Source organism: Massilia sp. LXY-5 (assembly GCF_059801075.1).
In genome coordinates this window covers 143,372-167,610 of the sequence record NZ_JBNNEH010000006.1, presented here as the reverse complement: position 1 = coordinate 167,610, position 24,239 = coordinate 143,372, and the positions used below count along the sequence as shown (strand labels likewise).

Annotated in this window: 28 protein-coding genes; 26 read left to right on the top strand and 2 right to left on the bottom strand. The window is 63.0% G+C overall.

Annotated features, from left to right (window positions below; genetic code table 11):
• Window positions 1-58 precede the first annotated feature (58 nt).
• The 25 genes from ACI48I_RS19190 (at window position 59) to tatC (ending at window position 18,876) form a co-directional block, all read left to right on the top strand.
• A complete protein-coding gene (locus ACI48I_RS19190; protein WP_498575113.1) occupies window positions 59-1,522 on the top strand; it encodes a glutamate synthase subunit beta in 1,464 nt (487 codons plus the stop codon).
• 270 nt (window positions 1,523-1,792) lie between these two features.
• The gene (locus tag ACI48I_RS19185; RefSeq protein ID WP_193687703.1) at window positions 1,793-2,596 is read left to right on the top strand and encodes an ABC transporter ATP-binding protein; all 804 of its coding nucleotides are present in this window, start codon (window positions 1,793-1,795) and stop codon (window positions 2,594-2,596) included.
• Window positions 2,593-3,375, top strand: coding sequence for a lipid asymmetry maintenance ABC transporter permease subunit MlaE (gene mlaE, locus ACI48I_RS19180; protein WP_193687702.1), 783 nt, complete (start codon window positions 2,593-2,595; stop codon window positions 3,373-3,375). The genes ACI48I_RS19185 and mlaE overlap by 4 nt, the downstream gene beginning before the upstream one ends.
• A gap of 56 nt (window positions 3,376-3,431) precedes the next feature.
• Complete coding sequence (gene mlaD, locus ACI48I_RS19175) at window positions 3,432-3,905, top strand: outer membrane lipid asymmetry maintenance protein MlaD (RefSeq protein ID WP_193687701.1); 474 nt, start codon at window positions 3,432-3,434, stop codon at window positions 3,903-3,905.
• The gene (locus ACI48I_RS19170; protein ID WP_407943878.1) at window positions 3,902-4,702 is read left to right on the top strand and encodes an MlaA family lipoprotein; all 801 of its coding nucleotides are present in this window, start codon (window positions 3,902-3,904) and stop codon (window positions 4,700-4,702) included. Before mlaD ends, ACI48I_RS19170 begins: the two co-directional genes overlap by 4 nt.
• A 79-nt stretch (window positions 4,703-4,781) precedes the next feature.
• A complete protein-coding gene (locus ACI48I_RS19165) occupies window positions 4,782-5,429 on the top strand; it encodes an MlaC/ttg2D family ABC transporter substrate-binding protein (RefSeq protein WP_193687700.1) in 648 nt (215 codons plus the stop codon).
• A gap of 2 nt (window positions 5,430-5,431) precedes the next feature.
• A complete protein-coding gene (locus ACI48I_RS19160) occupies window positions 5,432-5,707 on the top strand; it encodes an STAS domain-containing protein (RefSeq protein WP_193687699.1) in 276 nt (91 codons plus the stop codon).
• Between the two features lie 263 nt (window positions 5,708-5,970).
• Window positions 5,971-6,891, top strand: a complete 921-nt coding sequence (locus ACI48I_RS19155; protein WP_193687698.1) for an ABC transporter ATP-binding protein — start codon at window positions 5,971-5,973, stop codon at window positions 6,889-6,891.
• A complete protein-coding gene (locus ACI48I_RS19150) occupies window positions 6,888-7,655 on the top strand; it encodes an ABC transporter permease (protein WP_193687697.1) in 768 nt (255 codons plus the stop codon). Before ACI48I_RS19155 ends, ACI48I_RS19150 begins: the two co-directional genes overlap by 4 nt.
• Before the next feature lie 39 nt (window positions 7,656-7,694).
• Window positions 7,695-7,931: a BolA family protein gene (locus ACI48I_RS19145; RefSeq protein ID WP_193687696.1), complete on the top strand. Its 237-nt coding sequence runs from the start codon at window positions 7,695-7,697 to the stop codon at window positions 7,929-7,931.
• Window positions 7,932-9,182: a UDP-N-acetylglucosamine 1-carboxyvinyltransferase gene (gene murA / locus ACI48I_RS19140; protein ID WP_498575112.1), complete on the top strand. Its 1,251-nt coding sequence runs from the start codon at window positions 7,932-7,934 to the stop codon at window positions 9,180-9,182. It begins immediately after the preceding gene.
• An 18-nt stretch (window positions 9,183-9,200) separates the two neighbouring features.
• Window positions 9,201-9,884, top strand: coding sequence for an ATP phosphoribosyltransferase (gene hisG / locus ACI48I_RS19135; RefSeq protein ID WP_193687694.1), 684 nt, complete (start codon window positions 9,201-9,203; stop codon window positions 9,882-9,884).
• Window positions 9,885-9,887: 3 nt separating this feature from the next.
• Window positions 9,888-11,216: a histidinol dehydrogenase gene (gene hisD, locus ACI48I_RS19130; protein WP_193687693.1), complete on the top strand. Its 1,329-nt coding sequence runs from the start codon at window positions 9,888-9,890 to the stop codon at window positions 11,214-11,216.
• The gene (locus ACI48I_RS19125) at window positions 11,213-12,055 is read left to right on the top strand and encodes a DNA-methyltransferase (protein WP_193687692.1); all 843 of its coding nucleotides are present in this window, start codon (window positions 11,213-11,215) and stop codon (window positions 12,053-12,055) included. The genes hisD and ACI48I_RS19125 overlap by 4 nt, the downstream gene beginning before the upstream one ends.
• Window positions 12,052-13,149, top strand: coding sequence for a histidinol-phosphate transaminase (gene hisC / locus ACI48I_RS19120; protein WP_193687691.1), 1,098 nt, complete (start codon window positions 12,052-12,054; stop codon window positions 13,147-13,149). Before ACI48I_RS19125 ends, hisC begins: the two co-directional genes overlap by 4 nt.
• Window positions 13,150-13,167: 18 nt before the next feature.
• Window positions 13,168-13,758, top strand: coding sequence for an imidazoleglycerol-phosphate dehydratase HisB (gene hisB, locus ACI48I_RS19115; protein ID WP_193687690.1), 591 nt, complete (start codon window positions 13,168-13,170; stop codon window positions 13,756-13,758).
• 4 nt (window positions 13,759-13,762) lie between these two features.
• On the top strand, window positions 13,763-14,404 hold the full coding sequence (hisH, locus tag ACI48I_RS19110; RefSeq protein WP_193687689.1) for an imidazole glycerol phosphate synthase subunit HisH: 642 nt from the start codon (window positions 13,763-13,765) through the stop codon (window positions 14,402-14,404).
• A gap of 52 nt (window positions 14,405-14,456) precedes the next feature.
• Window positions 14,457-15,233 carry a 1-(5-phosphoribosyl)-5-[(5-phosphoribosylamino)methylideneamino]imidazole-4-carboxamide isomerase gene (hisA, locus tag ACI48I_RS19105; protein WP_193687688.1) on the top strand — a complete coding sequence of 259 codons (777 nt, stop codon included), beginning with the start codon at window positions 14,457-14,459 and terminating at the stop codon, window positions 15,231-15,233.
• Window positions 15,234-15,251: 18 nt separating this feature from the next.
• A complete protein-coding gene (hisF, locus tag ACI48I_RS19100; RefSeq protein WP_193687687.1) occupies window positions 15,252-16,013 on the top strand; it encodes an imidazole glycerol phosphate synthase subunit HisF in 762 nt (253 codons plus the stop codon).
• Between the two features lie 2 nt (window positions 16,014-16,015).
• Entirely contained in the window at window positions 16,016-16,447 is a 432-nt protein-coding gene (gene hisI / locus ACI48I_RS19095; protein ID WP_498575111.1) for a phosphoribosyl-AMP cyclohydrolase, read from the top strand.
• A complete protein-coding gene (locus tag ACI48I_RS19090; protein ID WP_193687685.1) occupies window positions 16,444-16,785 on the top strand; it encodes a phosphoribosyl-ATP diphosphatase in 342 nt (113 codons plus the stop codon). The genes hisI and ACI48I_RS19090 overlap by 4 nt, the downstream gene beginning before the upstream one ends.
• Before the next feature lie 108 nt (window positions 16,786-16,893).
• Window positions 16,894-17,268, top strand: coding sequence for a histidine triad nucleotide-binding protein (locus tag ACI48I_RS19085; RefSeq protein ID WP_193687684.1), 375 nt, complete (start codon window positions 16,894-16,896; stop codon window positions 17,266-17,268).
• Window positions 17,269-17,362: 94 nt separating this feature from the next.
• Entirely contained in the window at window positions 17,363-17,611 is a 249-nt protein-coding gene (gene tatA, locus ACI48I_RS19080) for a Sec-independent protein translocase subunit TatA (protein ID WP_193688860.1), read from the top strand.
• A gap of 15 nt (window positions 17,612-17,626) precedes the next feature.
• Window positions 17,627-18,118, top strand: coding sequence for a Sec-independent protein translocase protein TatB (tatB, locus tag ACI48I_RS19075; protein ID WP_193687683.1), 492 nt, complete (start codon window positions 17,627-17,629; stop codon window positions 18,116-18,118).
• Window positions 18,118-18,876, top strand: a complete 759-nt coding sequence (gene tatC, locus ACI48I_RS19070) for a twin-arginine translocase subunit TatC (RefSeq protein ID WP_193687682.1) — start codon at window positions 18,118-18,120, stop codon at window positions 18,874-18,876. The genes tatB and tatC overlap by 1 nt, the downstream gene beginning before the upstream one ends.
• 71 nt (window positions 18,877-18,947) lie before the next feature.
• Here the strand turns inward: tatC and ACI48I_RS19065 are convergent, their stop codons facing one another.
• Window positions 18,948-19,205 carry an MbcA/ParS/Xre antitoxin family protein gene (locus tag ACI48I_RS19065; protein ID WP_498575110.1) on the bottom strand — a complete coding sequence of 86 codons (258 nt, stop codon included), beginning with the start codon at window positions 19,203-19,205 and terminating at the stop codon, window positions 18,948-18,950.
• Window positions 19,206-19,362: 157 nt separating this feature from the next.
• On the opposite strand from ACI48I_RS19065, the gene ACI48I_RS19060 reads away from it, so the two are divergent.
• Entirely contained in the window at window positions 19,363-21,666 is a 2,304-nt protein-coding gene (locus ACI48I_RS19060) for a TonB-dependent receptor (protein WP_498575109.1), read from the top strand.
• A gap of 77 nt (window positions 21,667-21,743) precedes the next feature.
• Here ACI48I_RS19060 and ACI48I_RS19055 read toward each other — a convergent pair whose 3' ends face one another.
• Window positions 21,744-24,218: a TonB-dependent receptor plug domain-containing protein gene (locus ACI48I_RS19055; protein ID WP_498575108.1), complete on the bottom strand. Its 2,475-nt coding sequence runs from the start codon at window positions 24,216-24,218 to the stop codon at window positions 21,744-21,746.
• Between the last annotated feature and the right edge of the window lie 21 nt (window positions 24,219-24,239).

The window sequence follows — 24,239 nt, the reverse complement described above, 5'->3', positions numbered from 1 at the left end:
CGGTCCTCCGCCCACGCATTCAACCAGCTGCAATGCATCGAAATTAAAAGGATAAAACGTGGGCAAAATCACCGGCTTCATGGAATTTCAACGGCAGGAAGAAGATCACCTGGAACCTGCCGCACGCGTCAAGAATTTCAAGGAATTCACCATCACCCTGACCGACGGCCAGGCCAAGGTGCAGGGCGCGCGCTGCATGGATTGCGGCATCCCCTTCTGCAACACCGGCTGCCCGGTCAACAACCAGATCCCCGACTGGAACGACCTGGTGTATCACAACAATTACCGGGCGGCGATCGACAATCTGCACTCGACGAATAACTTCCCGGAAGTGACCGGCCGCATCTGCCCGGCACCTTGCGAAGCGGCCTGCACGCTCGGCATCAACGACGACCCGGTCGGCATCAAGTCGATCGAGAGAAAAATCGCCGACGCCGCCTTCGAGCACGGCTATGTCGTGCCGCAGCCGGCCCTGGTCAAAACCGGCAAGAAAGTCGCCGTCGTCGGTTCCGGCCCAGCGGGCCTGGCCGCCGCCCAGCAACTGGCGCGTGCCGGCCACGACGTCACCGTGTTCGAGAAGAGCGACCGCGTCGGCGGCCTGCTGCGCTACGGCATCCCCGACTTCAAGATGGAAAAGGGTTTAATTGACCGCCGCATCGAGCAGATGCAGGCCGAGGGCGTCACCTTCCGCACCAGTGTTCTGATCGGCAAGGATTTCCCTGCCGCGGTCAGCAACATGGCGCGCGACACGATCTTCCCGGAAGATCTCGCCAATGAGTTCGACGCCGTCGTCATGGCCGGCGGCGCCGAGCAGCCGCGCGATTTGCCGGTGCCGGGACGCGAGCTGAAGGGTGTGCATTACGCGATGGATTTCCTGCCGCAGCAAAACCGGGTCAACGCCGGCGATAAACTGAAAGACCAGATCAAGGCGACCGGCAAGCATGTGGTCGTGATCGGCGGCGGCGATACCGGTTCCGACTGCGTCGGCACCTCGAACCGCCATGGCGCAGCGACGGTCACCCAGTTCGAACTGATGCCGATGCCGCCCGAGCACGAGAACAAGCCCCTCGTCTGGCCCTACTGGCCGACGAAATTGCGCACCTCGTCCTCGCACGAGGAAGGCTGCGAACGCGATTTCGCCGTCGCCACGAAACGCTTCGAGGGTAAAAACGGCAAACTCGAAAAGCTGATCGCCTGCCGCGTCGAGTGGAAAGACGGCAAGATGGTCGAAGTGGCCGGCAGCGAATTCGAGATGAAGGCCGACCTCGTGTTCCTGGCCATGGGTTTCGTGTCGCCGGTGCAGCAGGTGCTGGACGCCTTCGGCGTGCAGAAGGATGCGCGCGGCAACGCGCGCGCCACGACCGACGGCGAAGCGTGCTACCAGACCTCGGTACCGAAAGTCTTTGTCGCAGGCGACATGCGCCGCGGCCAGTCGCTGGTCGTGTGGGCGATTCGCGAAGGGCGGCAATGCGCGCGCGCAGTGGATGAGTTCCTGATGGGCTCGTCGGTACTGCCGCGCTAAGTGTCTGCCTCCGATGGGCTCTCGAGCCCATCGGACGGAACCTGCAATGCTTGCTGCAGCGTAGGAATGTTGTTTCCTGTCAACAAACTGCAACGTTGACATATATGCATATCTCAACAAAAACAATGACTTGCGGCACGAAATATCTGACTTTTCGGTTATTAGTGTTGTAGCCACGCGTCGGAACCCGGAGTGAAACGGGGCTGTCCCAAGCAGGGATTGCAGTTTCTGCACTACAATACGGGATTTCCAAAATCCGACTATCCCCCTGTGTCTAACCTTGTAGAAATACGTGATCTCGAGTTCGCCTACGGCGATCGCAAGATCCTGTCGAACCTGCGCATGGATTTCCCGCGCGGCAAGCTCATTGCCGTGATGGGTGGTTCCGGCTGCGGCAAGACCACGGTGCTGCGCCTGATTGGCGGACAGATCCGTCCGCAGCGCGGCGCAGTCCGGGTCGGCGGCGAGGTCGTGCACGAGCTGCGCACCGAGGGGCTGTATCGCCTGCGCCGCCGGATGGGCATGCTGTTCCAGTTCGGCGCGCTGTTTACCGATCTCACCATTTTCGACAACGTCGCCTTCCCGCTGCGCGAGCATACCGACTTGCCGGAAGAGCTGATTCGCGACCTGGTGCTGATGAAGCTGAACGCGGTCGGCCTGCGCAACGCTTCCAAATTGAAACCGGGCGAAATCTCGGGCGGCATGGCGCGTCGCGTTGCCGTGGCGCGCGCGATCGCGCTCGACCCTGAACTGATCATGTACGACGAGCCATTCGCCGGCCTCGATCCGATCTCGATGGGCCTGACCGCCAACCTGATCCGCAACCTGAACGATGCGCTCGGCTCCACGTCCATCCTGGTCTCGCACGACGTGAACGAAACTTTCGCCATCGCGGACTATGTGTACTTCATGTCGGCCGGCAAGATCGTCGCCGAAGGCACCCCGGCCGAGCTGCGCGTCTCGCAGGACCCGTATGTCAAACAATTCGTCAATGCCGAGCCGGACGGTCCGGTGCCCTTCCACTATCCAGGGAAGTCGCTGGCCGACGACCTGGGTCTGGGAGCGCAGAAATGATCATGCGTTTCGTTGAAGGCGCCGGCGCCACCGTGCGCGAATCGATCGAGAACCTCGGTTTTGCAACGCGCGCGTTTTTCAACCTGCTGCGTTTTTCGCCCGGCGCCTGGCGCCGTCCGAGCCTGATTTCCGAGCAAGTTCACTTTATTGGTAACTACTCGCTGGTCATCACCATCGTCTCCGGCCTGTTCGTCGGCCTGGTGCTGGGCCTGCAGTTCTACGTGAACCTGATCCAGTTCGGCGCCGAGGAAAAACTCGGTTCGCTCACCGCCCTGTCTCTGATCCGCGAACTGGGCCCGGTCGTCACCGCCTTGCTGTTCGCAGGCCGCGCCGGCACCTCGCTCACCGCCGAGATCGGCCTCATGAAAGCCGGAGAGCAGCTGTCGGCCATGGAAATGATGGCGGTGAATCCGGTGCAGCGCGTGCTGGCGCCGCGTTTCTGGGGTGGCGTGATTGCGATGCCGGTGCTGGCCGCCGTGTTCTCGGCCGTCGGCATCATGGGCAGCTACCTGGTTGCCGTCAAAATGCTCAGCCTGGACGAAGGCGCCTTCTGGTCGCAGATGCAGGCCGGCGTCGATGTCAACCGCGACGTGGTCAGCAGCGTCATCAAAAGTTTCGTGTTCGGCATTGCCGTGACGTTTACCGCCGTGTTCCAGGGTTACCACGTGAAGCCGACCCCGGCCGACGTGGCACGCGCCACCACGCGCACCGTCGTCATCGCCTCGCTGCTGGTGCTGGGCCTCGACTTCGTCATGACCGCCCTGATGTTCACGCAGTAACAATAAAAATCGTTTCGTTTGGCCGCGCACAGACGGCCTGAATACTAGGAAATACTATGCACCGTAAAATCATCGATGTCTGGGTCGGCCTGTTCGTCCTGCTGGGCGCTGCCGCCGTGTTGTTCCTGGCGCTGCAGGCCGGGAATATGAGCTCGCTGTCGTTTGCCGAGACCTATGCCGTCGTCGGCAAGTTCGACAACATTGGTGGATTGAAGCCACAGGCGCCAGTCAAGAGCGCCGGTGTCGTGGTCGGCCGGGTGGGCAACATCAGTTTCGACGACAAAACCTACCAGGCCATGGTCCGCCTCGACCTGGATCCGAACTACAAGTTCCCGAAAGATTCGTCGCTCAAGATCCTGACGGCGGGACTGCTGGGCGAGCAATACATTGGCATCGAACCGGGCGGCGACACGAAAAACCTCGTCGACGGCGATCGAATCAACCGTACGCAATCGGCCACCGTGCTGGAAGACCTGATCAATCAGTTCATCTACAGCAAGGCTGCCGAAGGAAAGGAAGACAGTAAATGAAGAAGAAGAACATGACGTCGCTGCCGCGCTGGCGTGGACTGGCACTGGCCGCGGCAAGCTGCGCCGTGCTGTCCGGCTGCGCCACCCCGAGCAATCCGCAAGACCCGCTGGAAAAATTCAACCGCGCAACGTTCGCGTTCAACGACACGGTCGACCGCGTGGCCCTGAAGCCGGCCGCGACCGCCTACAAGAAGGTATTGCCGGGCTTCGCGCAAACGGGCGTGAGTAACTTCTTCGGCAACTTGTCGGACGCCTGGAGCTCGGTCAACAACTTCCTGCAAGGCAAGGGCGCAGACGGCGCGACCGATTTCATGCGTTTCGCGCTGAATTCGACCTTCGGCATCGCCGGAATCCTCGACATCGCGTCGGAAGCGGGGATGCAGAAACACAACGAAGACTTTGGCCAGACCCTGGGTGTCTGGGGTGTTCCTTCCGGTCCCTACTTGATGTTGCCATTGTTGGGCCCATCTACGATTCGTGACACCGCTGCATTGCCTGCCGATATCTGGGCCGATCCATGGGCCTACAAGAATCCGGTGAACGTGCGTAACATCGGTATCGGCGTGCGCGCGGTCGACCAGCGCGCATCGGTGCTGGAAGCATCGAACCTGTTCGAGGAAGCCGCGCTCGACCGTTACGAGTTCATCCGTGACGGCTACCTGCAACGCCGCCAGAGCCGTGTGTACGACGGCGAGTCGGGACCGCAGAAAGATGCGCCGAAGGAAGACGTGCCGGCATCGAACACGCAAGTGGTGCCGGAACCGGCCTCGAACGCAACCGAAACGCAGCGGAAGTAATGGAATGTAGCAAGGCCCGTTGGACGCCGCTTGACGCGGCGCCCGACAGACTCCCGCAAACGACCAGAAAAGAGAGCTTATGAAACCAATCGCCCAACTCATCGCCACCGCCGCAACCCTCGCTTTCGCCACCAGCGTCATCGCCGCGCCGGCCCCGGCCACCAACGAAGCGCCGGACGTGCTCGTCAAGCGCATCAGCGCCGACGTCATCGAGACCGTGAAAGCCGACAAGGACATCCAGTCCGGCAACCGCAACAAGATCATGGAACTCGTCAATTCCAAGATCCTGCCGTATGTCGACGCCGAAAAAATGACGGCCCAGGCGGCCGGCCGCTTCTGGCGCCAGGCCACCCCTGAACAGCAGAAACGCCTGTCGGAAGAATTCCGCACGCTGCTGGTCTACACCTATTCCGGCGCGCTGTCGCAGATCAAGAACGAAACCGTCGAGTTCAAGCCGATGCGCGCGGAGCCGACCGATACCGACGTCGAAGTGCGTTCGCAGGTGAACGTCACCCGCGGCGAGCCGATCACCCTGAACTACCGCCTGGCCAAGGGTAATCAAGGCTGGAAGATCTACGACATCAACGTGCTGGGCGCCTGGCTGGTCGAAACCTACAAGGGTACCTTCGCTGCCGAGATCAACAAGTCGGGTGTCGACGGCCTGATCACCAAGCTGGCCGACCGCAACAAGCAACTGGCCAGCAAGCCCTTGAAGGCCCCGAAGTAAACATGGCCGAAGCAAATCCGATGCTGTCGCTCGACGCCCTCACCTTCGAGACCGCAGACGCGGCCCTGGAGCAGGGCTGCGCCGCGATCCGGGCCGGCGAGACCGTGTTCGACCTGGGCGGCGTGCGCGCCGCCGATTCGTCCGGCGTGGCCCTGCTGCTGGCCTGGCAGCGCCGCGCGCGCGATGCGGGGCAGAAGCTCACGTTCATCAATGTGCCGGGCAATATCGATGCGTTGACGCAGCTGTACGGGCTGGATGGGTTGCTGGCACGGTCCTAGTGTACGTTGGCAGTAACGTAGGGTGGGCACCTGTGCCCACGCGTAAGGTTTGAATGCATGCGGCGTATCGCCTGTCGTACCGCGTGGGCACAAGTGCCCACCCTACGTTACACCGCCGTCAACGTTCATCACACTACCTCGTACTATCCCATGCCTACGGCATGTCCAATGCCGCCGGGCTCTTGCATTCCCGATTTCCCCTATAATGGGTCGTTTCCCCGCCCGGCCTGCGCACGCCTGTGCCGCAGCCACTCCAAAGAACAATGACAGCGATCCAGATTAACAGCGTCGAGAAAAGCTACAAGGGCTTTAAAGCCTTGAAAGGCGTTTCCCTGACGATCGAACAGGGCGAGTTCTTCGGCCTGCTCGGCCCCAACGGCGCCGGCAAGACGACCCTGATTTCCACTATCGCCGGCCTGATCCGGCCCGACGTCGGCAGCGTGCAGATCCACGGCCATGACGTCGTCACCGATTTCCGCGAAGCGAGAAAAAAACTGGGCGTGGTGCCCCAGGAACTCGTGTTCGACCCGTTCTTCACCGTGCGCGAAACCCTGCGCCTGCAGTCGGGCTACTTCGGCATCAAGAACAACGACAAATGGATCGACGAGGTCATGGAAAACCTCGATCTCACCAATAAAGCCGACGTCAACATGCGCGCGCTGTCGGGCGGCATGAAGCGGCGCGTGCTGGTCGCGCAGGCCCTGGTCCATAAACCACCCGTCATCGTTTTAGATGAGCCGACCGCCGGCGTCGACGTCGAGCTGCGCCAGACCCTGTGGAAATTCATCTCGCGCCTGAACCGGGAGGGTGGGCACACGGTCGTGCTGACCACCCACTACCTGGAAGAAGCGCAGGCCATGTGCCAGCGCGTGGCGATGCTGAAGTCGGGCCAGGTCGTTGCACTCGATACGATGAGCGCGCTGCTGCGCCGCGTGTCCGGTTCGCAGCTGATCGTGCACCTGAAAAGCGGCGATTTACCTCAGGACCTGCGCCACCTGGTCTCGCACGACGAACACGGGAACGGTAGCGGCAATAAATACAGCCTGCGCGTCAACGAATACGCCGAGGTCGAGCCGATCCTGGCGCGGCTGCGCGAATCGGGCGCCGTCATCGACGAGATGCAGCTGCAGCAGGCCGACCTCGAAGACATTTTTATCCAGATCATGGAAAAGGGCGCGCTGTGAGTTTTGTATCTGTCGGTTTCCGCACCCTGTTCTATAAAGAAATGCTGCGCTTCTGGAAGGTCGCGACGCAAACCATCGCCGCGCCGATCCTGACGGCCATGCTCTACCTGCTGATCTTCGGCCACGTGCTCGAGGGGCGAGTGGAAGTCTATCCGGGCGTGAATTACACGGCCTTCCTGGTGCCGGGCCTGGTGATGATGAGCGTGCTGCAAAATGCGTTCGCCAATTCGTCCTCGTCCCTGATCCAGTCCAAGATCACGGGCAACCTGGTGTTTATCCTGCTGCCGCCGCTGTCGCACTGGGAAATCCTGCTGGCCTATGTGGCTGCGTCCGTCGTGCGTGGCCTGGCCGTGGGCGCGGGCGTGTTCGCGATTACCGCCTGGTTCGCGCACCTGAGTTTCGCGGCGCCGCTGTGGATCATCGTGTTCGCGATCCTGGGCGCGGCCATACTCGGCACGCTGGGCGTGATCGCCGGTATCTGGGCCGATAAATTCGACCAGCTGGCCGCGTTCCAGAATTTCCTGATCATGCCGGCCACTTTCCTCGCCGGGGTGTTCTATTCGATCCACTCGCTGCCCGGATTCTGGCAGGCGGTCTCGCATTTCAACCCGTTCTTTTATATGATTGACGGGTTCCGCCACGGCTTCTTCGGCCAGTCCGATATCTCGCCGTGGACCAGCCTTGCCATCGTCTCCGCCTTCTTCGCGGTGCTGGCGGCAGTGGCGATCAATTTGCTGCGCGGCGGCTATAAGTTACGCCACTAAATTACGCCACTAAGGCGTCATTAATATTTAGGAATTATCGTGTCGACCACTCCAGAACTGATCCACAGCTACATCGAAAACGGCCTGCAATGCACGCATTTGACGGTCGAGGGCGATGGCCGTCACTTCTCGGCCCTGATCGTTTCGCCTGCGTTTGCCGGCAAGCGCCCGATCCAGCGCCACCAGCTGGTCTATGCGGCGCTGGGCGATCGCATGCGCGAAGAGATCCACGCGCTGTCGATGAAAACCCTGACGCCTGAAGAATACGGAGGCTAAATGGACAAGCTTCAAATCGTTGGCGGCAAACGCCTGAACGGAGAAATTGCGGTATCGGGCGCCAAGAACGCGGCGCTGCCGATCCTGTGCGCGGGCCTGCTCACCGCCGGCGACGTCGAACTGTCGAACGTGCCGCGCCTGCACGACGTCAAGACGATCCTGAAACTGCTCGAGCAGACCGGTTTGAAAGTCAGCCAGGACGACGAAAACGTCACCCTGAACGGCGCCAACATCACGAGCCTGGAAGCGCCCTATGAACTGGTGAAAACCATGCGCGCCTCGATCCTGGTGCTCGGTCCCCTGCTGGCCCGCTTCGGCGAAGCCAAGGTGTCGCTGCCGGGCGGGTGCGCGATCGGTTCGCGTCCGGTCGACCAGCACATCAAGGGCCTGCGCGCGATGGGTGCCGAGATCACGATCGAAGGCGGCTACATCTACGCCAAAGCGAAAAAATTAAAAGGTGCGCGCATCCTGACCGACATGATCACGGTCACCGGCACCGAGAACCTGCTGATGGCCGCGACCCTGGCCGAAGGCGAGACGGTGCTGGAAAACGCCGCGCGCGAACCGGAAGTGACGGATCTCGCCAACTTGCTGGTCGCCATGGGCGCCAAGATCGACGGCATCGGCACCGACCGCCTGGTGATCCAGGGCGTCTCCGAGCTGCATGGCGCCAAGCATGCCGTGATCTCGGACCGCATCGAAGCGGCGACGTTCCTGTGCGCAGTCGCGGCTACCGGCGGCGACATCGTGCTGACGAATACCCGCACCGATATCTTCGACGTCGCGCTCGATAAACTGCGCGAAGTCGGCCTGCAGATGGACATCGGCAGCAACACGATCCGTGCGCGCATGGATGCCAGGCCGCAGCCGGTGTCCTTCCGCACCACCGAGTATCCCGGCTTCCCGACCGACATGCAGGCGCAGTTCATGGCCGTGAACACGATCGCCGCCGGCCCCAGCCGCGTGACCGAGACCATCTTCGAGAACCGCTTCATGCACGTGCAGGAGATGAACCGCCTCGGCGCCTTCATCTCGACCGAAGGGAACACCGCGTTTATCAAAGGCGTCGAACGCCTGGTGGGCGCGCCCGTGATGGCGACCGACCTGCGCGCTTCGGCCTCGCTGGTGATCGCCGGCATGGCAGCCCAGGGCACGACCCTGATTGACCGCATCTATCACCTCGACCGCGGCTACGACCGCATGGAAGTGAAATTGTCGAAGGTCGGCGCCGACATCGTGCGCATCAAGTAATTATTAAGTAAAGGCGACATGAGCATCGCAACACAATCGACGGACCAGGGCCTGATCCTGGCCCTGTCAAAAGGCCGGATTTTCGAAGACACGCTGCCGCTGCTGGAAGCGGCCGGCATCGTCGTCACCGAAAATCCGGAAACCTCGCGCAAGCTGATCCTGGCGACCAACGACCCGGGCGTGCGCGTGCTGATCGTGCGCGCCAGCGACGTGCCAACCTATGTCCAGTATGGCGCGGCCGACTTCGGCGTGGCCGGCAAGGACGTGCTGCTCGAGCATGGCGGCGAAGGGCTGTACCAGCCGGTCGACCTGAACATCGCCCGTTGCCGCATGTCGGTGGCGGTGAATGCCGGCTTCGACTACGAGACGGCCGTGCGCCAGGGCGCGCGCCTGCGCGTGGCCACCAAGTTCGTGAACACCGCGCGCCAGCACTTCGCAAGCAAGGGCGTGCACGTCGACCTCATCAAACTGTACGGCTCGATGGAACTGGCGCCGCTGGTCGGCCTGTCGGACGCCATCGTCGACGTGGTGTCGACCGGCGGCACCCTGCGTGCGAACAACCTGGTCGAAGTCGAGAAGATCATGGAGATCTCCTCGCGCCTGGTCGTAAACCAGGCCGCGCTGAAGTTGAAGCGCGCGCGCCTGCAACCCATCATCGAGGCTTTTGAGAAGGCCTCGACACTCCAACCGCAACAAGGCTGACCCATGGCTGTACAGATCCGCAAACTCGACTCCACCCACGACGGTTTTACGCAGCAGCTGCATGCGCTGCTGGCTTTCGAGGCCGCGACCGACGATGCGATCGAAACGGCCGTCAGTAAAATCCTGGCTGACGTGAAGCAGCGCGGCGACGCTGCCGTGCTCGAATACACGAACCGGTTCGATCGCGTCAGCGCCGGGAGCATGGCCGCCTTCGACCTGTCGCAGGAAGAACTGCAAGCGGCGCTCGACGCGCTGCCGCCTGCCCAGCGCGAGGCGCTGCAGACAGCGGCCGAGCGCGTGCGTGCATTCCACGAACGCCAGAAGCAGGAACTGAACGGTTTTAGCTATACCGAGCCCGATGGCACGGTCCTCGGCCAGCGCGTCACGCCGCTGGACCGCGTCGGCATCTATGTCCCCGGCGGTAAAGCCGCGTATCCGTCGTCGGTATTAATGAACGCGATCCCGGCGCAGGTGGCTGGGGTAAAAGACATCGTGATGGTGGTGCCGACCCCGGACGGCGTGAAAAACCAGATGGTGCTGGCCGCTGCCGCGATTGCCGGCGTGACGCGCGTGATCACCATCGGCGGCGCCCAGGCCGTGGCCGCGCTGGCCTACGGCACCGAGACGATTCCGGCCGTGGATAAAATCGTCGGTCCGGGTAACGCCTATGTCGCCGCCGCCAAGCGCCGCGTGTTCGGCACGGTCGGCATCGACATGATCGCCGGTCCATCGGAGATCCTGGTGCTGTGCGACGGCACTACCGATCCGGACTGGGTTGCGATGGACCTGTTCTCGCAGGCCGAGCACGACGAACTGGCGCAGGCGATCCTGCTGTGCCCGGACGCGGACTACATCGCGCAAGTCGAAGCGAGCATCCACAAGCTGCTGCCGACCATGCCGCGCCACGAGACCATTACGACCTCGCTGAGCGACCGCGGCGCATTGATCAAAGTGCGCGACATGGAAGAAGCCTGCGCGATCGCCAACGACATCGCCGCCGAACACCTCGAAATCTCCGCCGAGCACCCGCAGCAGTGGGCCGACCGGATTCGCCATGCCGGCGCGATGTTCCTCGGCCAGTTCTCGAGCGAAGCACTGGGCGACTATTGCTGCGGCCCGAATCACGTGCTGCCGACCTCGCGCACGGCGCGTTTTTCGTCGCCCCTGGGTGTGTATGACTTCCAGAAGCGCTCGTCGATCCTGCACGTGAGCGAGGCGGGCGCCCAGACCCTGGGCAAGGTTGCGGCCGAGCTGGCCTATGGAGAAGGGCTGCAGGCGCACGCGCGCAGTGCCGAGCTACGCCTCCTCAGTCAGCCCAAGCCCCGGCCATGACGGACTGGGTCGACCAGGTGTTCTGCGAGGATGCGCTGGCGGGACTGGCGCGCATCCCGGATGCTTCCATTGACCTGATCCTGACCGACCCGCCGTACAACCTCGGCAAGGACTACGGCAACGGCTCCGACCAGCAAAGCGTGGAAGCCTATCTCGCCTGGACCGAAAGCTGGATCGACGCCGCGCTGCCGAAACTCAAACCCAACGGCAGCCTGTACATCTTCCTGACCTGGCGCTTCGCGCCCGAGATCTTCGTGATGCTGAAAAAGCGCATGACGATGATGAACGAGATCATCTGGGACCGCCGGGTGCCCTCGATGGGCGGCAGCGTGCGCAGCTTTTCATCCGTGCACGACACGATCGGCTTCTTCGTGAACCGCAAGGATTACTATTTCGATCTCGATGCCGTGCGCATCCCCTACGATGCGGCGACGAAAAAGGCGCGATCGCGCTCGATCTTCGTCGGCGCGAAATGGCTGGAGGTCGGCTACAACCCGAAAGATGTATGGAGCGTGTCGCGCCTGCACCGCGAGCATCCGGAGCGCGCCGACCACCCCACCCAAAAACCGTTGGAGATCATCGAACGCATGATCAAGGCGTCCTGCCCACCAGGCGGCGTCGTGCTTGACCCCTTCATGGGCAGCGGCACCACCGCGATCGCGGCCCGCCGCCAGGGCCGCCAGTTTGCCGGTTTCGAACTGAACCCGGAATACTGCGCCATCATCGAGGCGCGCCTCGCCGCGCCCGAACCGCAACCCACCATCAAACAGCGCAAGAGCATTGCGCGGGCAGCCAAGGCTGTCATCCGCGCCGCCAGCGCCACCGAGGAACAAGCATGAGCTCTATCGACAACCTGATCGCCAACGTGATCCGCGCGGACGTCCGCACCACCCATGCCTATGTCGTGCCCGATTCTTCCGGCTACATGAAGCTCGACGCGATGGAGAATCCGTACGAGCTGCCGCTTGAACTGCGCAAGGAACTGGGCCAGCGCCTGGCCGACGCCGTGCTGAACCGTTATCCGGTCGCCTCCTACGCGACCCTGAAGGAAAAGGTCAGCGCCAAACTCGGCATCCCGGCCGGCTACGACGTTTTACTTGGCAACGGCTCCGATGAACTGATCCAGATCGTCGCCACCAGCGTCGCCAGCCAGGAGCGCCGCGCCGCGATCCTGGCGCCGGTGCCGGCCTTCGTCATGTACGCGCGCTCGGCCCAGTTCGCGGGTGCGGACTTTGTCGGCGTCAAGCTGAACCCCGACTTCTCCCTCGACATGGAAGCGATGCTGGCGGCGATCGCCCTGCACAAGCCGGCCGTCGTGTTCCTGGCTTACCCGAACAACCCGACCGGCAACCTGTTCGCCGTCGAGGATATCGAAGCGATCCTGCACGCGCTGGGCGAGAACGGCATCGCCGTGCTGGACGAGGCCTATCAACCCTTCGCGCGTCAAACCTTCATGGACCGGCTCGGCGAATTCGAGAACCTGGTCGTGATGCGCACCGTCTCGAAACTCGGCCTGGCCGGCATCCGCCTCGGCTACATGACGGCCGCGCCCCAGCTGCTTGCCGAGTTCGAGAAGGTGCGCCCGCCCTACAACGTCAACGTGCTCACCCAAGTCGCGGCCGAGTTCGCGCTCGACCATATCGAGGTGCTCGACGCCCAGGCGGCAGCGATCAATGCCGAGCGCGAGCGGCTCGCCGCCGAACTGGCGGCCCTGCCCGGGGTCGAAGTATTTCCGTCGGCTGCGAATTTCATCTCGCTGCGCGTTCCCGATGCCGCGGATGTGGTCGCGAAACTCCTGGCTGAAAGGATGCTGATCAAAAATTTGAGTAAAATGCATGGATCGCTGGCCAATTGCATCCGTGTCACGGTCAGCACCCCGGAAGAAAATTCCGCATTCCTGAATGCCCTCAAGGCCGCCCTCCAGGCCGCCTGAATCGACGAGCACCTTTTCATGACCCGTACCGCAGACATCACCCGCAACACCAACGAGACGCAAATCCGCGTCTCGGTCAATCTCGACGGTACCGGCCGCCAGAAACTCAACACCGGCGTGCCCTTCCTCGACCACATGCTCGACCAGATCGCGCGCCACGGCATGATCGACCTCGAGGTCGAGGCCGTCGGTGACCTGCACATCGACGCCCACCACACGGTCGAGGACACCGGCATCACGCTCGGCATGGCGATCGCCAAGGCGGTCGGCGACAAGAAGGGCATGACCCGCTATGGCCACTCCTACGTGCCGCTCGACGAAGCGCTGTCGCGCGTGGTCATCGATTTTTCCGGCCGTCCGGGCCTGGAGATGCACATCCCGTGGACGCGCGCCATGATCGGCACTTTCGACGTCGACCTGACGGGCGAATTCTTCCGCGGCTTCGTGAACCACGCCGGCGTGACCCTGCACATCGATAACCTGCGCGGCGTGAACGCGCACCACCAGTGCGAAACCGTTTTTAAAGCATTCGGGCGCGCGCTGCGGATGGCGACCACGCTCGACGAACGCGCCGCCGGCATCATCCCTTCGACCAAAGGCAGTTTGTAACACCATGAGCAACAAGATCGTAGTGGTCGACGGCCTCGGCAATCTGCGTTCGGTAGCGCAGGCGCTGCGCGCCGCCGCGCCCGAAGCCGACATCCTGGTGTCGAACCTGGCCGCCGACATCGATGCGGCCGACCGCATCGTGCTGCCGGGCCAGGGCGCGATGCGCGACTGTATGAACAGCCTGCGCGAATCGGGCGCCGAGGAAGCGCTGCTGCGCGCGGTGAAGAACCGTCCGGTGATGGGCGTGTGCGTCGGCGAGCAGATGCTGTTCGACGAAAGCGAAGAAAATGGGGGTACGCCGGGCCTGGGCCTGCTGCCGGGTAAAGTCGTGCGGTTCCAGTTAGATGGAAAAGTGCAGGACGATGGCTCGCGCTTCAAGGTCCCGCAGATGGGCTGGAACCGCGTGCGCCAGACCCGCTCCCACCCGCTGTGGGAAGGCGTCGAGGACGGCAGCTATTTTTATTTCGTGCACAGTTATTATGTTGCGCCGGAAGTCGAGGACGACACCATCGGCGAAACCGATTACGGCGGCTTGTACACCTGTGCCGTCGCGCGCGAGAATATCGTCGCCACCCAGTTCCACCCCGAGAAAAGCGCGGCCGCCGGGCTGCGCCTGTACCGCAATTTCATCCACTGGAAGCCGTGACTCTCATTTTCACGTCGACGTCCACTCCACCGCTTAATTACTCACTACGACCATGCTGCTGATCCCCGCCATCGACCTGAAAGACGGTCACTGCGTTCGCCTTCAACAGGGCGATATGGACCTCGCCACCGTCTTCTCCGAAGACCCCGCCCAAATGGCCCTGCATTGGCTGGAACGGGGCGCGCGCCGCCTGCACCTGGTCGACCTGAACGGCGCCTTCGCGGGCAAACCGAAGAACGAGCCGGCGATCAAATCGATCCTCAAAATGGTCCAGGAGTATGCGGAGCAGAACGGCATCGATGAGATCCCGGTCCAGCTGGGCGGCGGCATCCGCGACCTCGACACCATCGAGCGCTACCTGGACGACGGCATCAGCTACATCATCGTCGGCACCGCCGCCGTCAAGAACCCGGGCTTCCTGCACGACGCCTGCGGCGCCTTCCCCGGCTCCATCATCGTCGGCCTCGACGCCAAAGACGGTAAAGTGGCCACCGACGGCTGGAGCAAGATGTCGGGCCACGAAGTGATCGACCTGGCGCAGAAATTCGAGGGCTACGGCGTCGAATCGATCATTTATACCGACATCGGCCGCGACGGCATGATGGGCGGCGTGAACATCGAAGCGACCGTGCGCCTGGCGCAGGCGGTGCGCATCCCCGTCATCGCTTCCGGCGGCCTGCACAACCTGGCCGACGTCGAGGCCCTGTGCGCGGTGCAGGACGAGGGCATCGAAGGCGTGATCTGCGGCCGCTCGATCTACGAAGGCACGATCGACCTGGCGTCGGCCCAGGCCCGCGCCGACGAACTGACCGAGGGCGAACAGGCTTAACAAGCCTCTGGAAAGACTATGCTGGCAAAACGCATCATCCCCTGCCTCGACGTGACCGGCGGCCGCGTCGTCAAGGGCGTCAATTTTACGGAACTGCGCGACGCCGGCGATCCGGTCGAGATCGCACGCCGCTATGACGGACAAGGCGCCGACGAAATCACCTTCCTCGACATTACCGCTTCCTCCGACGGCCGCGACCTGATCCTGCCGATCATCGAAGCGGTGGCCTCCACCGTGTTCATTCCATTGACGGTAGGCGGCGGCGTGCGCAAGGTCGAGGACGTGCGGCGCCTGCTCAATGCCGGCGCCGACAAGGTCAGCATGAACACCTCGGCCGTGCAGAACCCGCAACTGGTGTTCGACGCCTCCCAAAAGCACGGTTCCCAGTGCATCGTGGTGGCGATCGACGCCAAGCAGGTGGCTCCCGGCCGCTGGGAAGTGTTCACCCATGGCGGGCGCAACGCCACCGGCATGGATGCGGTGGAGTGGGCGATCCAACTCGAAAAACTGGGCGCGGGCGAACTCCTGCTCACCAGCATGGACCGCGACGGCACGAAATCCGGTTTCGACCTGGGCCTGACGCGCGCCGTATCGGATGCGGTCGGGATTCCCGTGATCGCCTCGGGCGGCGTCGGCAGCCTGCAGGACCTGGCCGACGGCGTCATTGACGGCCATGCCGATGCGGTCCTGGCCGCGTCGATCTTCCACTACGGGCAGCACACGGTCCAGGAGGCCAAGCGCTTCATGGCCGAACGCGGTATCCCGATGCGCCTGGAGTAAGCATGCCGAATTCATCGACAAGCGCGGCGGCCAATGCGAAATGGCTGAAAAAAGTACGCTGGGACGAAAACGGCCTGGTGCCGGTGATCGCCCAGGAAGCGTCGACGGGCGACATATTGATGTTCGCCTGGATGAACCGCGACGCCCTGGCGCGCACCGCGGAACTCGGGGAAGCCGTGTACTGGAGCCGTTCCCGCAAGAAGCTGTGGCACAAGGGAGAAGAGTCGGGCCACACCCAGAAGGTGCTGGAGATGCGGCTCGATTGCGACGAAGACGTGGTCCTGCTGAAAATCGAGCAGACCGGCGGCATCGCCTGCCATACCGGCCGTCACTCCTGCTTCTTCCAGAAATTCGACGGCGAAGACTGGCAAGCGGTGGAACCCGTGCTGCAGGATCCGGAAACGATCTATACCAACCCAAAGAAGACCCCATGAGCACGACCCTGGCGCGCCTGGCGCAAACGATCGAATCGCGCAAACCCGAACACGGCGGCGACCCTGCGACCTCGTATGTGGCGAAACTGTTCAGCAAAGGCGACGACGCGATCCTGAAAAAGATCGGAGAAGAGGCGACCGAAACCGTGATGGCGGCCAAGGACGCGCGCGTCTCCGGGGACGCATCCGGCCTGCTCTACGAAGTGGCCGACCTCTGGTTCCATTCGATGGTGCTGCTGGCGAAATTCGACCTCACGCCGCAGCAGGTGCTGGACGAACTGGCACGCCGTGAAGGGCTATCCGGGCTCGCCGAAAAAGCAGCGCGCAAAGATGCTTGACCCAGATCGCCCTTAAGCGATCTGTCATTCCAAGGTCATTGTTCTCGGATAAGATTGATCGGATTGACCTGCGGCCTCATCGCCGCAGCCACAGAGACTGGAGACAAGATGGATAATTGCATTTTCTGCAAAATCGCAGCCAGGCAGATCCCGGCCGAGGTCGTCTTCGAAGACGACGAGGTGCTGGCTTTCAAGGACATCAATCCGGCCGCCCCGGTGCATTTGCTGGTGATCCCGAAGCAGCACATCGACACCCTGTCCGATGCGACGGACGCGCATACGGCCCTGCTGGGTAAGATGCTGGCGCTGGCGCCCAAGCTGGCGCTTGAGCATGGCATCGCCGTGACGACCGCTGCCGACGGCAAGCGCGGCGGCGGCTATAAAACCCTGATCAACAGCGGCCCGAACGGCGGGCAGGAAGTCTATCACCTGCACCTGCACGTGTACGGCGGTCCGCGCCCATGGCGCGGCCTGGGTACCTGAGACTTTTTCTAGGCATCACTGGCGCCTGCATGGCTTATACTGGCGCGGTACGCTTCAATGATTGCGGGCGCCTGCGCCCACTGAGGAGATAATGATGGGTTCGATGAGCATTTGGCACTGGGTAATCGTGCTGGTCGTGGTGGTGCTGCTGTTCGGTACCAAGAAGCTGGGCAATGTCGGTTCCGACATCGGCAAGGCCGTCAAAGGCTTTAAAGATGGCGTCAAGGGCGAGGAAGAGAAGACCGTCAACACGACGACGACCACGACCACCGTCCACCCGACCCAGCAGGTCGCGGACAAGTCGACGATCGACGTCGAGACCCGCGAAAAGCACCGTTCGTAATCCGGTCGCCGCCGTATGATCGACCTGGGACTGTCGAAGATCGCCATCATCGGTGTGGTGGCGCTGATCGTGATCGGCCCTGAAAAGCTGCCGAAGGTGGCGCGCATGGCCGGCACCCTGTACGGCCGCGCCCAGCGCTACCTGAACGACGTCAAGTCCGAGGTCAGCCGCGAGATCCAGCTCGACGAACTGCGCAACCTGCAGAAAGAGGTGGCCGACAGCGCCGCCGAATTCAAGTCCGACGTCGAGCACCACATGTCGAGCACCCTGCAGGAGGTCGAATCGGCCTGGCACGGCGACATCCAGCCGAATGCGCCGGCGCCAAGCGCCAGCATGGACGACCTCGAACGCAAGGCCAGGGACTTCCGCCGCAAGAAGCTGGTGCGTTCAAGCGCCGTGCCGGCCTGGTACAAGCACCGCCATGGCGGCAAGACCCGGGTATTGTCGGGCGCCGCACGCGTGCGCAAGTTCCGGCCCGGCGTGAAATCCAATACTTCCTTTTTCTAATGACCACCGAAGAAGCGCCAGTCGAAGAAACCTTCATCTCCCACCTCGTCGAACTGCGCGATCGCCTGGTAAAAGCCATCATCGGCGTGGCGATCGTCTGCATCGGATTGTTCATCTGGCCGGGGCCGAAGGAAATCTACGACTTCCTCGCCATGCCGATGATCGCCTCGCTCCCCCCGGGCGCGAAGATGATCGCCACCGGCGTCGTCTCGCCTTTCCTGGTGCCGATGAAGGTGACGTTGATGTTCGCGCTGATCGTGGCGCTGCCCTGGGTGTTTTATCAGCTGTGGGCCTTCGTGGCGCCGGGGCTGTACGCCCACGAAAAGAGGCTGGTGCTGCCGCTGGTGATTTCGTCCTCCCTGCTGTTCATCGCCGGCGTCGCCTTCTGCTATTTCCTCGTGTTCGGACGCGTGTTCCACTTCATTTCCGAATTCGCGCCGACCTCGATCGCCGTGATGCCCGACATCGAGAACTACCTCGATTTCGTGATGTCGATGTGCCTGGCCTTCGGCGCCACCTTCGAGGTGCCGGTGGTGGTCGTGATCCTGGTGCGGATGGGGATCGTCAGCATCGAAAAACTGAAATCCGTGCGTCCCTACATCATCGTCGGCGCCTTCGTCATCGCGGCGATCGTCACCCCGCCCGACGTGGTCAGCCAGCTGTCGCTGGCCATCCCGATGTGCCTGCTGTTCGAGCTGGGTTTATTGGTCTCGCCGCTGTTCGTGCGCATGACGCAGTCGCCGGAAGAGCCGGCGTAACAGGATCCATGAAATGGAAAACCGGGCATTGCCCGGTTTTTTTCGCCCGCTTTGCGCCGGCTGCGGCGCCGTCAGCGCCCAGCTTGCATGGAACGGACCTGTTCCAGCACGGCGTCCTCGCGGCCTGCCGCAATCAGCTGCGCCGGCGTCTGGCCTTCCAATGCCGCCTGCGGCGACTCCATCCAGCTGCTTGCCGCCTCGTCGCTTCCGACAATGCTCCGGACGGCGTGCATGACGGCGTAATACGCCTGCGCCTTGCGCGACTGCGCTTCGAAGCGGGCGCGCAATGCTCCCAGCGCGTCGGGAGGGTTTGGTTTGTCCTGGGCCATCTGTCTATCCTGTGCAAAAAAACATCATCGTACCGAATTGCCTGTCTTTACAAGTTAACGCATTGATATAATTGCGTTTTTACAATTTCGCGCAGCGCGGCCGTTTTCTGCGCCGCCGCACCGCATTGTCGCCGGTTCTCCACCATCAAGGAATAGCATGAAACGTCCAGGCTCCCGCTTGTCGCTCCCCACTTGCCGCACCCTCATGTTCATGGCTGTCGCCGGCGCCTTCCCGCTGCAGTCCGCGCTGGCGCAGGAGACACCCGCGGCGCAGGAAGCGCCTGCCGCCCAGGCCGACACGAAGAACGGCCAGCGCCTGGATGTCGTGATCGTGACGGCCCAGCGCCGCGCCGAGAACATCAAGGACGTGCCGATGGCGATCACCACGCTCAGCGGCGACAAGCTCGAGGCGGTGACCGCCGGCGGCCAGGACATCCGCTTCCTGGCCGGGCGCTCGCCGAGCCTGAACGTGGAATCCGATTACGGCCGCTCCTTCCCGCGCTTTTATATTCGCGGCCAGGGCAATACCGACTTCGACCTGAACGCATCGCAGCCGGTCGGCCTGGTGGTCGACGACATCGTGCAGGAGAGCCCGATGCTGAAAGGCTTCCCGGTCTTCGACGTCGAGCAGGTCGAGGTCCTGCGCGGCCCGCAGGGCACCCTGTTCGGCCGTAACTCTCCGGCCGGCGTCGTCAAATTCGATTCGGTGAAGCCGGTGTTCCGGACCGAGGGCTATTTCGTCGGCGGCTTCGGCAACTACGGCGCCTTCAACGTCGAAGGCGCCTACAACCTGCCGATCAGCGATACCGTCGCCGCGCGCGTCTCGCTGCAGACGCAGAACCGCGACAACCGCGTGCACAACCCACGTCCGACCGGCACCCGCGACCTGGAAGACTACAGCGACAACGCCGGCCGCATCCAGGTGCTGGTGCAGCCGAATAAACAGTTCAGCGCACTGTTCAACGTCCACGCCCGTGACCTCGACGGCAACGCCACCCTGTTCCGCGCGAACATCATCAAGCAGGGCACGAATAACCTGGTCGACGGTTTCGACTACGGTTCCTATCCGACCGACGGCATCAACGAGCAGACCCTGAAGACCAGGGGCGCCAACATGCGCCTGCGCTGGAACTTCGACCGCGTGACCCTGCACTCGATCACCGGCTACGAGTCGGCCGATTTCTACAGCCGCGCCGACGTCGATGGCGGCTATGGCGCCGTGTACGCGCAGCCGATGGGTCCCGGCTACATTCCGTTCGTGGTGGAGACGGCCGACCTGCTGCCGAACCACAAGCAGCTGACCCAGGAATTCCGCGCCGAGTCGAACGTGCCCGGTCCGCTGCAATGGATCGGCGGCCTGTTCTATTTTAAGGAAGACATCCGGATCGACAGCATCAGCTTCGATTCGCTGGCCCCGGGCAATCCGCAAAATCCGTTCTACGCGACCCAGACCCAGGACACCCGCTCGTGGGCGGCCTTCGGTTCGCTGAACTATTCGGTCTCGGACAAGCTGAAACTGCGCGCCGGCCTGCGCTACACCAGCGACCGCAAGGAATTCTCGGCCAAGCGGGTCGAGGCGACGACGGCCGGCCCGTTCGGCATCAACAGCGACTCGAACAACGTCAGCTGGGATGCAAGCGGCACCTATGCGCTGGACAAGGACACGAATTTGTTCGCGCGCATCGCCACCGGCTACCGCGCACCGAGCATGCAGGGCCGCCTGAACGGCCTGGCGGACCGCCCGTCCTTCGCCGACGCCGAAAAAGCCCTGTCCTACGAGGCCGGCATCAAGCAGGACCTGTTCGACCGCCGCGCCCGCGTCTCGGCCAGCGTGTTCCAGTACCGCGTGAAAGACAAGCAGCTGACCGCCGGCAGCGGCGTGATCAACATGAACCAGTTGATCAATGCCGATAAAGTCACGGGACAGGGCGTCGAACTCGACCTGCAGGCCGTGCTGACCGATTCGCTGCGCATGACCCTGGGCGGCAGCTACAACGATACCGAAATCAAGGATGGCTCGCTGTTCGTCCAGCAGTGCGGCAACTTCGCCAACACGGGCGGGCGCGCCGGCTGCACGGTGACCGACCCTGCCGGTCCCTTCCCGGGCACCGTGCGCATCGACGGCAACCCGATGCCGCGTGCGCCGAAGTGGCAGGCCAACTTCACCTTGCGCTATAGCGTCCCCGTGGGCAATGGCGACTTCTTCGCCTACACCGACTGGGCCTATCGCTCGACCTACAACATGTTCCTGTACGAAGCCAAGGAATACAAGGCGAAGTCCCTGGTCGAAGGCGGCCTGCGCGTCGGCTACAAATGGGGCGACGGCAAATACGAAGTGGCCGCTTTCACGCGCAACATCACCGACCGCGTGCAAGTGGTTGGCGCCATCGACTTCGACAACCTGACCGGTATCCTGAACGAGCCGCGCACGCTCGGCGCCCAGTTCAAGGTCAATTTCTGATCTGACGTCCCAATGAAAAACCGGCCCGTTCATCGGGCCGGTTTTTTTATACTGTTTACACCGATCGAACCGGGAACTCAGAATTTAAAGTTCGCGCGTGCGTAGTAATACCCGCCGTTGATCCCGATCGGCGAGAACGAGGGATAGATCGTCACCGCCGAGTTGTCCAGGTTCGCGCGCTGGATCGCCAGCACCTCCGGGTTGATCCCGTCCGGGTATTTATTAAACAGGTTGTTGGCGCCGAGCGCGAGCGTCCAGTTGCTGTTGAATTTATAGGCGACCTCGAGATCGGTCACGGCCAGTTTGCCGATCCCGGTTTTGTAATACGTGCCGCCGCCGTCGGGCGATTGCATCTCCGACGAGCTGCCGTACAGCGCTTCGCGCAGGTTGACCGTCCACGCGCCTGCCTTCCACAGGGCGCCCAGGTTCAGGCGCATCTTGGGGGAGGCCGTTTCGATGTCCGAGATCGCGGTCTGGTCGAGCAGCAGCTGCGGCTGCAGCTGGAGCGGCGCCTGGTTGATCTTCATGACCTTGACCTGGTTGTAGTTGGCCGCCGCCGACCAGTCGACCCGGCCCCAGGCGCCGTAGTTGCTGCTGGTGGTGGCGACCAGTTCCAGGCCGCGGCTGCGGGTGTCGATCGCGTTCGAGAAGATGTTGATGCCGGTTTCGACCACGGTCGGATCGAGCACGTTGCCGTTGGCGAGGATCGCCGCCGTCACCGCCGGCGAATTGACCGCGCCGCCCGAACCGTACAGGGCGCCGCTGCCGACGATGCGGTCGCGGATCTTGATCTGGTAGGCGTCGAGCGTGACGGTGACGCCGGGCGCCGGGTTGAGGACGATACCGGCCGACAGGTTGGTCGATTTTTCCGGCTTCAGGCCGTCGATGCCGACCAGGCGCGCACCGGGCGAATTCGGCGCCAGCTGCACGAAGGCGCTGCGCGGCGAGACGTTGGTGGCCGAATAATAGGATTCGGCCAGGGTCGGCGCCCGAAAACCGTTACTGACCGTGCCGCGCAGGGCAAAGGCGGGAGAGAAATCGTAGCGCGAGGTGAGCTTGCCGACTTTCGCGTTGCCGAAATCGCTGAAGTGTTCATAGCGCGCGGCCAGGTCGACCGTTAAGTCCTTGATCGGCTGCGAGGAGACGTTGACATAGAAGGCTTCGTTGTCGCGGTCATGCTTGCCGGCGTCGGTCAGGAGGAAACCCGGATACGACTGCGAGCCTTCCTTGTAGCGCGAGGCGGGGTCGCCGGCCACGATCTCGTAGGTGTCGCGGCGCTGTTCGAGGCCGATCGCAAAGTTCAGCGGCGCGGCCCAGCCAAGGTCGAACTCGCGGCTGAGGTCGAGGTTGTTGGTCCACTGGCTGGCCTTGAACTGGCCGGCGGCAAACGTCGTCGGCGAGAAGCCGGTGTCGGCCAGCAGCGAGACGTTGACGGAATGGTCGACCCCGATCCTGGTCACGTCCTTGCCGTAGGTGCTGGACAGGTCCCATTTCCAGCCGCCCCCAAGACTGCCCTTGACGCCGGCGGTCAGCGCGTAGTCTTTTTCGTCGAAGGTCTCCAAGGGACTGAAACCGAGCGGGTAGGCGCGCGGCACGCGGCTCGGCATGCGGTAGTTTTCGTAGGCGCGCGCGTCTTTCTCGCCGTAGGTCGCGAAGCTGTAGAAGCTGGCGCTGGTCCCCAGGTCGAAGCCGAAGTTCATGGCGGCCACGTGCTGGCGGTACTGGGCGTCGCCCTGGATCCTGTTCAGGTAGGGGTAGCTGGGTGCCTGGGTCAGTTGCGGCTGGGCGGCCAGGGTCGCCGGGTCGGCCACGCGCGGGTCGATCCCGCCGCGGTTACTGAAGCCGTGGTACTTGGTTTCCGCCGTCAGGCTCAGGTAGGCCGTCTCGAAGGGAGACAGGCCGATGTTGGCGCTGCCGTTGCCGGTGTGGCCGCCGCCGTCATAGTAGCCGCCGCCGTTGAGGTTGCCCGACAGGCCGCTGCTGTTCGATTTGAGGATGATGTTGATGACGCCCGCGATCGCGTCCGTCCCGTACTGGGCCGCGGCGCCGTCCTGCAGCACCTCGACGTGATCGATCGCCGCCAGCGGGATGTAGTTCAGGTCGGCCGCGGCCGCGCCCTGGAAGGCGCCGCCCAGCACGGCGAGGTTGGCGGTGCCGTGACGCCGCTTGCCGTTGACCAGCACCAGCGTGTTGTTGGGACTGAGGCCGCGCAGGCGCGCCGACAAGGTCATTGCCGCCATGTCGGAGCCAAAAGCCTGGATCGTGAACGAGGGCAGGTTCTGGCCCAGCGCCTGGCGCAGGTCGGCCTGGCCGGTGCGGTTCAGGGAGGCCGAATCGAGCACCTGGATCGGAGAAGCGCTGTTCTCGACCTTTAAACCGGAGGCGCGGGTGCCGGTGACGATCACGACGCCGGTGGTGGTCAGTCCGGCTTCGGCATTCGGCAGCGCAGGCGCTGGGTCGGCCATGGCGAGCTGCGCTTCCTGGGCATAGGCCGATTGCAGCATGAGGATGGCGACGGCGGCGGCGGTTTTTGTGAGTGTGGCCTTGAGCATGGAATTCCCCTGAATTGGTTG